Annotated in this window: 14 protein-coding genes; 5 read left to right on the plus strand and 9 right to left on the minus strand. The window is 71.7% G+C overall.

Annotated elements, in window-relative coordinates:
• Positions 1 to 44: 44 nt before the first annotated feature.
• Positions 45 to 1,313, minus strand: a complete 1,269-nt coding sequence (locus tag ACIRJR_RS28580; RefSeq protein ID WP_403785847.1) for an exo-beta-N-acetylmuramidase NamZ domain-containing protein — start codon at positions 1,311 to 1,313, stop codon at positions 45 to 47.
• A 173-nt stretch (positions 1,314 to 1,486) separates the two neighbouring features.
• Here ACIRJR_RS28580 and ACIRJR_RS28585 point away from each other — a divergent pair, with 173 nt between their 5' ends.
• From ACIRJR_RS28585 to ACIRJR_RS28595, 3 genes are read left to right on the plus strand one after another with little or no spacing between them, the layout of a single operon-like run.
• Positions 1,487 to 2,251 carry an SDR family oxidoreductase gene (locus ACIRJR_RS28585; RefSeq protein ID WP_403785849.1) on the plus strand — a complete coding sequence of 255 codons (765 nt, stop codon included), beginning with the start codon at positions 1,487 to 1,489 and terminating at the stop codon, positions 2,249 to 2,251.
• Positions 2,248 to 3,915: an AMP-binding protein gene (locus ACIRJR_RS28590; protein WP_403785851.1), complete on the plus strand. Its 1,668-nt coding sequence runs from the start codon at positions 2,248 to 2,250 to the stop codon at positions 3,913 to 3,915. The genes ACIRJR_RS28585 and ACIRJR_RS28590 overlap by 4 nt, the downstream gene beginning before the upstream one ends.
• Before the next feature lie 39 nt (positions 3,916 to 3,954).
• Positions 3,955 to 4,548 carry a TetR/AcrR family transcriptional regulator gene (locus ACIRJR_RS28595; protein WP_403785853.1) on the plus strand — a complete coding sequence of 198 codons (594 nt, stop codon included), beginning with the start codon at positions 3,955 to 3,957 and terminating at the stop codon, positions 4,546 to 4,548.
• Between the two features lie 25 nt (positions 4,549 to 4,573).
• On the opposite strand, the gene ACIRJR_RS28600 is transcribed toward ACIRJR_RS28595, so the two are convergent.
• Both ACIRJR_RS28600 and ACIRJR_RS28605 read right to left on the minus strand, forming a co-directional pair.
• Complete coding sequence (locus tag ACIRJR_RS28600) at positions 4,574 to 5,047, minus strand: hypothetical protein (protein WP_403785855.1); 474 nt, start codon at positions 5,045 to 5,047, stop codon at positions 4,574 to 4,576.
• A 47-nt stretch (positions 5,048 to 5,094) separates the two neighbouring features.
• Positions 5,095 to 5,766, minus strand: a complete 672-nt coding sequence (locus ACIRJR_RS28605) for a DUF642 domain-containing protein (protein WP_403785857.1) — start codon at positions 5,764 to 5,766, stop codon at positions 5,095 to 5,097.
• A 387-nt stretch (positions 5,767 to 6,153) separates the two neighbouring features.
• On the opposite strand from ACIRJR_RS28605, the gene ACIRJR_RS28610 reads away from it, so the two are divergent.
• Positions 6,154 to 7,461 carry a M28 family metallopeptidase gene (locus ACIRJR_RS28610; protein WP_403785859.1) on the plus strand — a complete coding sequence of 436 codons (1,308 nt, stop codon included), beginning with the start codon at positions 6,154 to 6,156 and terminating at the stop codon, positions 7,459 to 7,461.
• Positions 7,462 to 7,516: 55 nt separating this feature from the next.
• Here the strand turns inward: ACIRJR_RS28610 and ACIRJR_RS28615 are convergent, their stop codons facing one another.
• Together ACIRJR_RS28615 and ACIRJR_RS28620 are read right to left on the minus strand one after the other, a co-directional pair.
• Positions 7,517 to 8,731, minus strand: coding sequence for an acyl-CoA dehydrogenase family protein (locus ACIRJR_RS28615; protein WP_403785861.1), 1,215 nt, complete (start codon positions 8,729 to 8,731; stop codon positions 7,517 to 7,519).
• A gap of 8 nt (positions 8,732 to 8,739) precedes the next feature.
• Positions 8,740 to 9,762, minus strand: coding sequence for a phosphotransferase family protein (locus ACIRJR_RS28620; RefSeq protein ID WP_403785863.1), 1,023 nt, complete (start codon positions 9,760 to 9,762; stop codon positions 8,740 to 8,742).
• A gap of 266 nt (positions 9,763 to 10,028) precedes the next feature.
• Here ACIRJR_RS28620 and ACIRJR_RS28625 point away from each other — a divergent pair, with 266 nt between their 5' ends.
• Positions 10,029 to 10,964: an NADP-dependent oxidoreductase gene (locus ACIRJR_RS28625; protein WP_403785865.1), complete on the plus strand. Its 936-nt coding sequence runs from the start codon at positions 10,029 to 10,031 to the stop codon at positions 10,962 to 10,964.
• Between the two features lie 34 nt (positions 10,965 to 10,998).
• Here the strand turns inward: ACIRJR_RS28625 and ACIRJR_RS28630 are convergent, their stop codons facing one another.
• Genes ACIRJR_RS28630 through ACIRJR_RS28645 form a run of 4 tightly spaced genes read right to left on the minus strand, consistent with a single transcriptional unit; the run spans position 10,999 to position 13,133 of the window.
• A complete protein-coding gene (locus tag ACIRJR_RS28630; RefSeq protein ID WP_403785867.1) occupies positions 10,999 to 11,310 on the minus strand; it encodes a DUF202 domain-containing protein in 312 nt (103 codons plus the stop codon).
• On the minus strand, positions 11,307 to 11,702 hold the full coding sequence (locus tag ACIRJR_RS28635) for a YidH family protein (RefSeq protein ID WP_403785869.1): 396 nt from the start codon (positions 11,700 to 11,702) through the stop codon (positions 11,307 to 11,309). The genes ACIRJR_RS28630 and ACIRJR_RS28635 overlap by 4 nt, the downstream gene beginning before the upstream one ends.
• A complete protein-coding gene (locus ACIRJR_RS28640; protein WP_403785871.1) occupies positions 11,699 to 12,229 on the minus strand; it encodes an NUDIX domain-containing protein in 531 nt (176 codons plus the stop codon). Before ACIRJR_RS28640 ends, ACIRJR_RS28635 begins: the two co-directional genes overlap by 4 nt.
• Positions 12,216 to 13,133, minus strand: coding sequence for a DMT family transporter (locus ACIRJR_RS28645; protein WP_403785873.1), 918 nt, complete (start codon positions 13,131 to 13,133; stop codon positions 12,216 to 12,218). The genes ACIRJR_RS28640 and ACIRJR_RS28645 overlap by 14 nt, the downstream gene beginning before the upstream one ends.
• Between the last annotated feature and the right edge of the window lie 79 nt (positions 13,134 to 13,212).

Here is a 13,212-nt window from a genome sequence, read left to right on the forward strand (position 1 = left end):
CCCCCCCCCCCCCCCCCCCCCCCGGCCGGGGCACACCACCGGTGCTACCGGTACAGCAGGTGCTCCCGGCGGATCTTCCGGAACGCGGCGAGGTCGGCCGACCAGGCGCCGACGACCTCGTCCGTGTCCGCCCCGGCGTCGATCATCGTGCGGACCCGGGTGTTGCCCGAGAGCCGGTCGATGGCGTTGTCGGCCCGCCACGCGAACCCGCTCCACGTCTTCCTGGCCGTCACCAGCAGCGCGATTCCCGTGCGTACGGGGTCGAACGACTCCCGGTCCTGGACGTGCACCTGCACCCCGCCCACCGTCTTCCCCTGGAACTTGGAGAACGTCGGAGCGAAATACGCCTCACGGAACGCGACCCCGGGCAGGTCCAGCGCGTTCGCCGCGGCCGCCCACCGGTGGTCGATGCCCTCGGCGCCCAGCAGCTCGAACGGCCGTGTCGTCCCACGCCCCTCGGAGAGGTTCGTCCCCTCGAACAGGCACGTCCCCGAGTAGACCACCGCCGTCTCCGGCGTCGGCATGTTGGGGCTCGGTGGCACCCACGGCAGGCCCGTGGCGTCGAAGAAGTCCGCGCGCCGCCATCCGGACATCTTCACGACGTCCAGCTCCACGGGCCGGTCGGCCAGGAACTCCTCGTTGAAGAGCAGCGCGAGCTCCGCCACCGTCATGCCGTGCGCCTGCGAGATCTCCCTGCGTCCCACGAAGGACGCGAAGGCCGGATCGAGCACGGGGCCCAGGGCCGCCCTGCCCGTCACCGGGTTCGGCCGGTCCAGCACCACGAACCGCTTGCCCGCGAGCGCGGCCGCCTCCATGCAGTCGTACAGCGTCCAGATGTACGTGTAGAAGCGGGCGCCCGCGTCCTGGATGTCGAAGACCACCGTGTCGACACCGGACGTCGTGAAGATGTCGGCGAGGGGCTGTCCGCTCTTCAGGTAGGTGTCGTAGACCGGCAGCCCGGTCGCAGGGTCGTCGTAGCGTCCCTCCGACCCGCCCGCCTGCGCCGTTCCCCGGAAGCCGTGCTCGGGACCGAAGACGGCGGTCAGGTCCACCCGGTCGTCGGGGTGCATCACGTCGACGATGTGCCGGACGTCGGAGGTGATCCCCGTCGGATTGGTCACGATGCCGACCTTCTGCCCGGCCAGCAGCCGGTAGCCGTCGGCGGCCAGCCGGTCGAACCCGGTACGGACACCGCCGTGTCCGGCCCCACGCTCCCGGTCGGCGGCCGAGGCCGTCCCCGGCCCGGCGGCGGTCGCCGCGAGGGCCCCCATCGCACTGCCGGCAGCCAGCAGACCACGCCTGGACAGGGTCATTCCGGTACCTCCATGATCGATTTACATGCCATGGCCACGCACGCTAGCGCGGGTGCGGGCCACACGGAACGGCCAGGACTGGGCAGATTCCCAGTCCTGCCCCGAACCCCTTCCCCGATCACATACCGACTGGTTAGTCTGCTGGAGGAAAACGGCTGAGAGAGGCGGGACCGATGAGTACGGTGCAGGGCGCTGGCGTAGTGGTGACCGGAGCCGGAGGCGGCATCGGAGCCGCCCTGGCCCGCAGATTCGCCGCGGAGGGCGCGCGGGTCGCCGTCAACGACCTCGACGCCGGCCGGGTCGAGGCCCTCGCCGAGGAGATCGGCGGCACGGTCGTGGCGGGCGACGCCTCCACCATCGTGGACGCCGCACGCGACGCGCTCGACGGCACCATCGACGTCTACTGCGCCAACGCGGGCCTCGCGTCGGGCGGCGACGCCTTCGCGGAGGAGGACGTCTGGGCCAGGGCCTGGGACGTCAACGTGATGGCGCACGTCCGCGCGGCCAAGGCGCTGCTGCCGGACTGGCTGGAGCGCGGCAGCGGCCGCTTCGTGTCCACCGCGTCGGCCGCCGGTCTGCTGACGATGATCGGCGCCGCCCCGTACAGCGTCACCAAGCACGGCGCCGTCGCCTTCGCCGAGTGGCTCTCGCTGACCTACCGGCACCGGGGGATCAAGGTCCACACGATCTGCCCCCAGGGCGTGCGCACGGACATGCTGACGTCGGCCGGCTCCGCGGGCGACCTCGTCCTCGCCCCCACCGCGATCGAGCCGGAGGCCGTCGCCGACGCCTTGTTCGACGCCATGGAGAAGGACCGCTTCATGGTCCTGCCGCACCCCGAGGTGGCCGGTTACTACAGCTCCCGGGCCCAGGACCCCGACCAGTGGATCGGCCACATGAACCGCCTTCAGCAGAAGTGGGAAGGGGCAGGCGCGTGAGCGAGTCGATCTACGCGGCGAAGCCCTGGACCGCGCTGCTCAGCGAGGCCCAGCTCGCCCCCGCCCATCCCGCCGAGACCGTGGTGCACGCCTTCCGCGAGGCCGTCGGGAGGGCTCCGGACCACACCGCGCTCGCCTACTTCGACGGACGTCTCAGCTACCGCGAGACCGACGGACTGTCCGACTCGGTGGCGGGACACCTCGCCGCCGAGGGCCTGGGGCGGGGCGACCGCGTCGCGATCATGCTGCAGAACACCCCGCACTTCGTGATCGCCCTCCTCGGAGCCTGGAAGGCCGGTGCCACCGTCGTCCCGCTCAACCCGATGTACAAGTCCGGCGAGGTCGGGCACGTGCTGAAGGACGCGGCGGTGACCGCTCTCATCTGCTCCGACCGGGCCTGGGAGTCCTATCTGCGGGAAACCGCCGAGGCCGCCCCGAGCGTGACGATCGCTCTCACGGCCTGCGAGCTCGATCTCCAGTCGGCCGACGACCCGCGTGTGCTCGGCTTCGAACGGCTCCCCGCGCCCGGCGCCGACGACTGGGCGTCGGACCTGGTGGCCGTCGCCCGCGAGGGCCACCAGACCCCCGCCGGCCGTGAGCTCACGGCCTCGGACACCGCCCTCATCAGCTACACCTCCGGGACGAGCGGCACCCCCAAGGGAGCCATGAACTCCCAGGGCAACATCATGATCAACGCCGAGCGCCAGCGGGCGGGCCACCCCATCGCCGAGGGCTCCGCCTACTTCGCGCTGGCCCCGCTCTTCCACATCACCGGGATGGTGTGCCAACTCGCCACCTGCGTCGCCAACGCGGGCACCCTGGTCCTCGCCTACCGCTTCGAGGCGAGCGTCGTCCTGGAGGCCTTCGCCGAGCACCGCCCCGCCTACACCGTGGGCCCTTCGACGGCCTTCATGGCGCTCGCCGCGCACCCCGGAGCCACCCGGGAGCACTTCGCCTCCTTCGAGGTGATCTCGTCGGGCGGCGCACCGCTCCCGCCCGCGCTCGTCGAGAAGTTCCGCGAGGGCTTCGGCCCGTACATCCGCAACGGCTACGGACTCACCGAGTGCACCGCGCCCTGCGCCGCCGTACCGCCGGAGCACGAGGCGCCCGTCGACCCCGTCTCGGGGACGCTCTCCGTCGGTGTGCCCGGACCCGACACCGTGGTGCGGATCATCGACGAGCAGGGTGACGACGTCCCCTTCGGTGAGCTGGGCGAGATCGCCGTACGGGGACCGCAGGTCGTCTCCGGCTACTGGAATCTCCCGGAAGCCACCGCCGCCGGCTTCCCGGACGGGGAGCTGCGCACCGGCGACATCGGCTTCATGGACACGGCGGGCTGGCTCTACGTCGTGGACCGCAAGAAGGACATGATCAACGCCTCCGGCTTCAAGGTCTGGCCCCGGGAGGTCGAGGACGTCCTCTACACCCATCCGGCGGTCCGCGAGGCGGCCGTCGTGGGCGTCCCCGACGCCTACCGGGGCGAGAGCGTCCGTGCCTACGTCAGCCTGCGCCCGGGAGCCGAGGTGGGCGACGGCGAGCTGGGCGCCTACTGCAAGGAGCGGCTGGCCGCGTACAAGTACCCGCGCGAAGTGGAGATCCTGGCCGAGCTCCCGAAGACGGCGAGTGGGAAGATCCTCAGGCGGGAACTGCGTTCCCCCCGTTAGAACAGTTCACGCACGGTACGAGAGGGCAGGTGGCGGCACATGGCCAAGGCGACGGACGGGAACGGGGCTCCCGTCCCCCAGAGGCTGCTGGCCGCCGCCACCCGGCTCTTCGCGGAGCAGGGCTACGACCGCACCTCGGTGCAGGAGATCGTCGAGGCGGCGGGCGTCACCAAGGGTGCGCTCTACCACTACTTCGGCTCCAAGGAGGACCTCCTCCAGGAGGTCTACGCCCGGGTGCTGCGGCTCCAGCAGGAGCGGCTCGACGCCTTCGCGAACGCCGAGGCGCCGATCGAGCGGCGGCTGCGCGACGCGGCGGCCGACGTGGTCGTCACGACCATCGACAACCTCGACGACGCCTCGATCTTCTTCCGCTCGATGCACCACCTGAGCCCGGAGAAGAACAAGCAGGTCAGATTGGAGAGACGCCGCTACCACGAGCGTTTCCGCTCCTTGATCGAGGAGGGGCAGCGGGCCGGGGTCTTCTCCTCGGCGACCCCGGCCGACCTGGTCGTCGACTACCACTTCGGCTCCATCCACCACCTGTCGACCTGGTACAGCCCCGAGGGCCAGCTCACCCAGCGGGAGGTCGCCGACCACCTGGCGGACCTGCTGCTGAAGGCGCTGCGCCCCTGACGGCCTGCGGGGCCGCAAGGCCGCCTCAGCTCCCCTCCGGCACTCCCAGCGCGGCGAGCAGCAGCGAGGCGATCTCCTCGGCGAAGACCGCCGAGCCGGTGAGCGCCCGGAGGGCACGCTCCTCGTCAGGCGACAGCCCGGCCGCGACCGCCCAGGCTGTCGCCTCCCTCACGGCCCGCTCGACCGGGAAGTGTTCCAGCGGTATCCCGTACTCCTCGGCCGTCGCGCGGTTGAGCACGGCCTGCCAGGCTCCACTCCCCGGGGCTGCCGCCTCGACGAAGCCGACGTCACTGTCCAGGTAGGACACCAGGAGGGCCGGGGCGCCGGCTGCCCGTACGAGATCCGTCAGGCTGCGTCGGCCGCACTCCGCGAAGTCGGCCACCTGCCAGCCCTCGGCCGGTGACTCCCGCTCCTCGACCTCGGTGAAACCCGCCGACTCCATGAGGCCGCGCAGGCCGGCCACGGACCGGGTCGTCACTGATCCACCAGAATTCCCCATGCCCGGAACCTACGGGACGGCTCTGTCGGTCACCCGTGCGTCCGGCATCAGGAAACGGGCGGGCAGAGCACCAGCAGGCAGCTCCGGACCCGCACGTCGTCGATGACCGGGCCGCCGACCCCGGGACTGGTGCCGGCGAAGGTGAGGGTGACCGAGTTCTTCAGGAGGCTGGTGAAGACGGCGGTCTGCCGGGTCCAGCCCATGTTCCGGAAACCGCGGCCCGTGATGTCGAAGGCGAACGTCTTCACCGGGACGCCGTCGACTCTGAGCTCACCCGTCTTCAGGGCGGGAGCCCACGCGGGGTTGCCCGCCAGTTCGAAGCTGACCACGTACGACGTCAGGGGATGCGTCGGTATCTCCTGCGAGACGCTGCCGGACGAACTGCCGTTGAGGTCCAGCGACTGGCTGCCCTCGGCGGCGTCCCACAGTCGGTCGGAGGTCAGGTCGACACTGTGGCCGCCGACCGTCCAGGGGCCGACGGCCTGCCCGCCGAGGTGGCTGGTGAAGGGGGACGGAGACGGGACGACAGGCGTCTCGAAACCTCCGCCGGAGATCTCCGGCACGGTGGTGTGCGTCTGCGTGCCGTGCGTCTGCGTGTCGTGCGTCCGGGCGTCGTGCGCCCTCGTGCCGTGCGGGTGGGCCGACGCGGTGGCGGAGGCGGCGGCCAGCAGGAGGGCCGCGGTGGTCAGGGACGCGACGGACAGGCGGAGCGGGAGCATGGAGGACCTCTCGTTTCACGCTACGTGGACGTCATGGGCGGGGCTCCCGGCCGGCAGCCCCTTCGGAGTGTGCGGCCACCGGCACACCCCGCCAAGAGGCCGGACCACGGCGCGCGAATCGCTCTGAGCAGGCAGGACACCGCGAACGAGCGCCCCCGGCGCGTGTCCTGCCGTCAGGCGCTCCGGCACACGCGTGAGCAGCCTCCAGGAGATGCGGTGTCCGGTAAGCGAACACGGCTGTCCGGATTCCACCCTTGACGGTGCTCGGTCATCTACCCCAGCATCGGGTGCGCGCTTCCAGCCCCACCGCTCCAGGTCCAGGGCCGTGCACTGCCCTGGGACCCCCCGCACGTTCCGTCAGTCCCCGAACGGAATCCGGAGCCCCATATGAGAACCGTCCGACTCAGATCCCTGCCCGCCGCCGCACTCGCCGTCGCGGCCCTGCTGGCCACCGCCGCGCCGGCCGTCCAGGCCGCGCCCGCGAAGGTCGCGGCAGCCCCCGACATACCGCTCGCCAACGTCAAGGCGCACCTCACCCAGCTCCAGTCGATCGCCACCGCCAACGGCGGTAACAGGGCCCACGGAAGGGCCGGTTACAAGGCGTCCATCGACTACGTGAAGGCCAAGCTGGACGCCGCCGGATACACCACCGCGCTCCAGCAGTTCACCTCCGGCGGCGCCACCGGGTACAACCTGATCGCCGACTGGCCGGGCGGTGACCCGAACCAGGTCCTCATGGCCGGGTCCCACCTGGACTCGGTGACCTCGGGCGCGGGCATCAACGACAACGGCTCCGGATCGGCCGCCGTCCTGGAGACCGCCCTCGCGGTCTCGCGGGCGCAGCTCGCCCCGGACAAGCACCTGCGCTTCGCCTGGTGGGGAGCCGAGGAGCTGGGCCTCGTCGGCTCGAAGTACTACGTCAACAACCTGGCGTCCACGGAGCGTGCCAAGCTCGCGGGGTACCTCAACTTCGACATGATCGGCTCGCCCAACGCCGGCTACTTCGTCTACGACGACGACCCGGTCATCGAGCAGACCTTCAAGGACTACTTCGCGGGCCTGTCGGTACCCACCGAGATAGAGACCGAGGGTGACGGCCGCTCCGACCACGCCCCCTTCAAGAGTGCGGGCGTGCCCGTCGGAGGCCTGTTCACCGGGGCGAGCAACACCAAGTCCAGCGCCCAGGCGCAGAAGTGGGGCGGCACGGCGGGCCAGTCCTTCGACCGCTGCTACCACTCGTCGTGCGACACGACGTCGAACATCAACGACACGGCCCTGGACCGCAACAGCGACGCGGTCGCCCACGCCGTCTGGACCCTGTCCGCCGGGACGGTCACCCCGCCCACCGGGACCGTCTTCAGCAACGCCACCAACGTCAACGTGCCCGACAACAGCACCGCGGTGACCTCGTCGGTCGCGGTGACCGGACGCACGGGCAACGCCCCCTCCGCGCTCAAGGTGGGCGTCGACATCAAGCACACCTACCGCGGTGACCTCGTCGTCGACCTCCTCGCGCCCGACGGGACCGCCTACCGCCTGAAGAACTCCAGCAGCAGCGACTCCGCCGACAACGTGATCGCGACGTACACGGTCAACGCGTCGAGCGAGACCGCCAACGGCACCTGGAGGCTCCAGGTCAGGGATGTCGCCGCGCAGGACACCGGCTACATCGACAGCTGGCAGCTCACCTTCTGACCTGCATGAGGGACCCGCCGGGGAGGCGCCCTCAGGGCGCCTCCCCGCACCGGGGTCAGAGGTACTTCTTGATCTCGCGCCGGGCCAGCGACCGCTGGTGCACCTCGTCCGGCCCGTCCGCCAGACGCAGCGTCCGTGCCGACGACCAGAGTTCGGCCAGCGGGTAGTCCTGGCTCACACCGCCGGCACCGTACAGCTGCACCGCCTGGTCGAGGATGGAGACGACCGCGCGCGGGGTGGCGATCTTGATCGACTGGATCTCGGTGTGCGCCCCGCGGTTGCCGACCGTGTCCATCAGCCAGGCCGTCTTCAGGACCAGGAGCCGCAGCTGCTCCACCGTCACCCGGGCGTCCGCGATCCAGTTCTGGACCACGCCCTGCTGGGCCAGCGGCTTGCCGAAGGCCGTACGGGCCACGGCGCGGCGGCACATCAGCTCGATCGCACGCTCCGCCATCCCGATCAGCCGCATGCAGTGGTGGATCCGGCCCGGACCCAGCCGCGCCTGCGCGATGGCGAAGCCGCCGCCCTCCTCGCCGATCAGGTTCGCGGCGGGCACGCGCACGTTGGTGAAGACCACCTCGGCGTGGCCGCCGTGGGAGTGGTCCTCGTAGCCGTACACCCGCATCGCGCGGCGCACTTCGAGCCCTGGTGTGTCGCGGGGGACGAGGATCATGGACTGCTGGCGGCGGATGTCCTCGCTGTCCGGGTCCGTCTTGCCCATCACGATGAACACCGCGCAGTCCGGGTTCATCGCCCCGGAGATGTACCACTTGCGGCCGTTGATGACGTAGTCGTCGCCGTCCCGGGTGATCCGCGTCTCGATGTTCGTCGCGTCCGACGAGGCCACCTCGGGCTCCGTCATCGCGAACGCCGAGCGGATCTCGCCGGCGAGCAGCGGCTCCAGCCACTGCTTCCTCTGCTCGTCCGACCCGAACTGGAAGAGCACCTCCATGTTCCCGGTGTCCGGGGCGGCGCAGTTCAGGGCGGTCGGCGCCAGATGCGGACTGCGGCCGGTGATCTCGGCGAGCGGGGCGTACTGGAGGTTCGTCAGCCCGGCGCCGTACTCCGCGTCCGGGAGGAAGACGTTCCACAGCCCCTGCCTGCGCGCCTCGGCCTTGAGGTCCTCCACGATCTGCGGGGTGTCCCACGGCGACGCCAGAGCCGCGCGCTGCTCCTCGGCCACCTGCTCGGCCGGGTACACGTGCTCGTCCATGAAGGTGAGCAGCTTCGTGCGCAGCTCTTCGGTACGGGCGTCGAATGCGAAGTCCATAGGGGGGATCAGCCTTCCTTGAGGGTGGTGAGGCCGTGCGCGATGAAGACGGGCACCAGGTCGCCGATGCGGTCGAAGCCGGCGCCGACGGTCTGGCCCAGCGTGTAGCGGTAGTGGATGCCCTCGAGGATCACGGCGAGCTTGAACCACGCGAAGGCCGTGTACCAGGAGATGGCGGAGGTGTCGCGGCCGGAGCGGGCCGCGTAGCGCTCGATCAGCTCGGCGGGGCTGGGGTGGCCCGGAGCGCCGCTCGTGGTGGAGACCGGCGACGCGGGCAGGTCCAGGTCGGAGCTGTACATCACCAGCAGGCCGAGATCGGTCAGCGGGTCGCCGAGCGTGGACATCTCCCAGTCCAGCACCGCCTTGATCCGGTCGTCCTGACCGATCAGCACGTTGTCCAGGCGGTAGTCGCCGTGGACGACGGTGGGCGCGGGGGAGACGGGGAGCTCACGGCCCAGCGCCGAGTGCAGCTCGTCGATCCCGGCGAGCTCCCTGTTGCGGGAGGCGTCCAGCTGCTTGCCCCAGCGCCGCAGCTGCCGGTCCAGGAAACCTTCCGGCCGCCCGAAGTCGCCGAGGCCGACCGCTGCCGGATCCACGGCGTGCAGGTCCACCAGGGTGTCGACGAGCCCCAGCACGACGGCCCTGGTGCGTTCGGCGCCGAGCGGGGCGAGCTGCTCGGCGGTGCGGTACGGGGTTCCCTCGACGTACTCCATGACGTAGAAGGGCGAGCCGATGACGGTGTCGTCCTCGCAGAGCAGAAGGGTCTCCGGCACCGGGACCGCCGTCGGGTGCAGGGCGCTGATCACCCGGTGCTCGCGCTTCATGTCGTGCGCGGTGGCGAGCACATGGCCCAGGGGAGGCCTGCGCACGACCCACTGCCCGGTCCCGTCGGTGACGATGTAGGTGAGGTTCGACCGGCCGCCCTCGATCACCCGGGCGTCGAGCGGTCCCGTCACCAGCCCCGGCCGCTCGCGGTCGAGATGGCCGCGCAGCAGGTCGAGATCGAGACCTGGCGGGTGGACTGGGCTCATGGGGCGCACCTCCGGGGCGGTTGAACGGTCGGCACCATGATGCCGACCAGTCGGTATGTCGTCCAGTGTCCGCCCGGAATCCGAGAAGTGATCTCCGGCTCCTCCCCGGCACACGGCTCGTCGCCCGGCCGTACAGGGGGGAGACGACCCCAGCCCTCCTCATCGGGCTCCGGCACTCCGGTCACGACCCGCGCACGCCGCTGCCGGCCCACGACGTGGTCACGGCCTGAGTTGCGGGGACCCCGGGGCGCGCCGATCGTCGGAGGATGAAGGCGATCAGCTACAGCAGGTACGGCTCGGCCGACGTCCTGGAGTACGGCGAACGGCCCGACCCGAAGGTCGGCCCCGACTCGGTCCTGGTGAAGGTGCGGGCCGCCGCCGTCAATCCCGTCGACTGGAAGGCCCGTGAGGGCCATCTCCAGGCAGGGCTCGAAGCGGTGTTCCCCGTCATCCCCGGCTGGGACGTGGCCGGTGTCGTGGTCCAGCCCGGAGCCGCCGTGGACGAGTTCGCGGTGGGGGACGAGGTCATCGGCTACGTCCGCGAGGACTTCCTGTCGCGCGGGACCTTCGCCGAGTACGTCGCCGCACCCGTACGCACCCTCGCCCGCAAGCCCCTGAGCATCGGCTTCGAGGAGGCCGCGGGCCTCCCGCTGTGCGGCCTCACCGCCTACCAGGTGCTGCACCACACCCTGAAGATCCGGGAGGGCGAGACCGTCCTCGTCCACGCGGCCGCCGGCGGGGTCGGCTCGCTCGCCGTCCAGCTCGCCCGGCACGCGGGCTGCCGGGTCGTGGGCACCGCCGGGCCCCACAACCACGACTACGTGCGCCGGCTGGGCGGCGAACCGGTCGAGTACGGCGAGGGCCTGACCGCCCGGCTGCGGGAGCTCGCCCCCGACGGCTTCGACGCGGCGTTCGACACCGTCGGCGGGGAGGCGCTCCGGATCTCCGCCGAGACCCTCGCCCCCGGAGGCCGGCTCGCGTCCATCGCCGACGGCGAGGTCTTCTCCTACGGCGGGCGCTACGCCTTCGTACGGCCCGACGCCGCGGACCTCGCCCACCTCGCGGGCCTGGCCGAGCAGGGCATCGTCTCCGTCCACGTGGACCGGGTGTTCCCCCTGGAACAGGCCGCCGACGCCTACCGGCTCAACCAGGAGGGCCGCACCCGGGGCAAGATCGTCGTCTCCGTGGAGTGGGAGGACTGAGAGCCGCAGCCGGCCCGCCGGAGAGGTGGCCGGGTCAGAACAGCATCGCGGCGGCGAACACCGCGAGCGCCACGGTGCACGCGGCCGCTGCCAGCGCCCGGCGCGCCGACAGCGGGGCGGGCTCGGTGCTGCCCATGCCGGTCACCCTGCGGTGCGCCACCGCGAGGAAGCCCAGCCAGGCCAGCAGGCTCAGCGCCACCGCGATCATCCCCGCCATGGTCGCTCCGCCGTGCAGCGCCTGCCGCACCGCGAGCAGGGCCACCACCGTGCACGACAGGGTGGTGCGCCGCCAGGCCAACCGCGTCCGCTCGGGCTGGAGGCCGGGGTCGCGTTCCGCGGGGGTCACCGGCCCTCCCAGCCGAACAGGACCACCACCACCATCGCGAGCGCCACCACCGCGACCACCAGGCTGAGCAGCGCGGGGAAGCGTGACGCCGGCAGGTCCTCCCCGCGCCGCATCGCCCGCTCGCACCGGACCCAGTGGTTGACGGCCCGCAGAGAGCAGAGCACCCCCGCCGCCAGCAGTCCGAGAGCCAGCCCGGCGCGTACGCCCCAGCCGAGTCCGGGCAGGAACTGGTCGACGGCGAAGCCGCCCCCGATGAGGGCGAGGGCCGTCCTGATCCAGGCGAGGAAGGTGCGCTCGTTGGCGAGGGAGAAGCGGTAGTCGGGCGTGTCGCCCTCCTCGCGGATCCGCTCCGGCGCGAACCACAGCCGCAGACCCCGTACGAAGTCGTTCACGAGCCGGCACCCGCCCCGCCCGCCGCCCGGAACTCCCGCAGCCGGTGGTAGGTCTCCAGCCCGTCGGGCACCCACGTCCACGCGCCGAGACGTTCCTCCACCTCGGCGTCGGTCAGGAAGGCGTGCCAGGCGACCTCCTCCGCCTGGGGATCCACCGGCACCGGGCAGCGCACCTCGTACACGTACGACCACCAGCTGTGCGCCGGGCTCTCGTAGAGGAACTTGAACAGGGGCGTGGGGCGGGGGAGACCGGAGACCCCCAGCTCCTCCTCGGCCTCCCGCAGCGCGGCCTCGTCGTACGACTCGCCCGCGCCGACGACCCCGCCGACGAACATGTCGTGGTGCGAGGGGAAGACCAGCTTCGTGTCCGTCCTGCGGTGGACGAAGAGCCGGCCCTCCGGGTCCCTGGCCTCGATGAAGACGCAGCGGTGGCGCAGGCCGCGCGCGGTGGCCTCGCCGCGGGACGTCTGCCCGACCACCTCGTCGTTCTCGTCGACCATGTCCAGGATCTCGTCAGCCGGATTCATGGGGCCCATCCAACATCAACCGGTCCGCGGCGGTGGAACCGTGTCTGTCCTTGCCCTCCGGCATCGCCGGATGCAGGCCCAGCAGCACGATCCCGGCCACGATCGCCGCGAGCCCGGCGGCCTGCCAGGCCAGGGCGCCGGTGTCGGTGCGCACCTGGTCGCCGAGGAAGCCGATCCCGCAGAGGATCCCCGACAGCGGCTGCGCGGCGGTCAGCGCCGGCAGGGACATCCGCAGCGGCCCCGCCTCGAACGCGCTCTGGACCAGGAGCAGCCCGGTCACCCCCAGGACGAGGACCGCGTACGGGTACCAGCTCGTCAGCAGCGCGTCCCAGCCGTCGTCCGTCAGGCGCTCCCCGCTGAGCCGGGTCAGGGCGTCCTGCAGACCGTAGAGCAGACCCGCCGCCAGGCCGAGGAAGACCGGGGTGCCCCGCGTCCGGGGGTGTCTGGCGCAGGCGGTCAGGACCAGGGCCAGACCCGCCACCACCCCGATCACCAGCCACTGCCTCAGGGACGACGTCTCCGCCTCGCCGCCCTGCGGCTCGCCCGCCAGCAGGAACGCGGTGACGCCGCCCGCCAGCAGGCAGAGCCCTCCCCACCCCTGCCGCCCGAGGCTCTGGCCCGTGCGGTGGCGCGAGAGGGCCATCGCGAAGAGGAGATTGGTCGCCAGGAGGGGTTCCACGACGGACACCTCGCCCTGACCGAGGGCGAGGGCCCCGAGGACCATCCCGCAGACCATCAGGCCCAGCCCGGCCAGCCAGCTCGGCACCCGCATCAGGTCGAGCAGCAGCCGGGGCGAGAGGAAGTCGCTCAGGGGAGCACGGCGGGCGGCGTCCTGCTGGAGCACGAAGCCGAAGCCCAGGCAGCAGGCGGCGCCCACGGACAGCAGGATTACCAGCACCGACACGTTCCGACGATAGCCCGGCGGCCGCACAGGATCGGTGAGGGCGCCGCCGCCGGAAGGTTGACGTGGGCGCGGCCCGTAC

The sequence above is a fragment of the Streptomyces sp. NPDC102402 genome, from assembly GCF_044765765.1.
GTDB lineage: Bacteria > Actinomycetota > Actinomycetes > Streptomycetales > Streptomycetaceae > Streptomyces.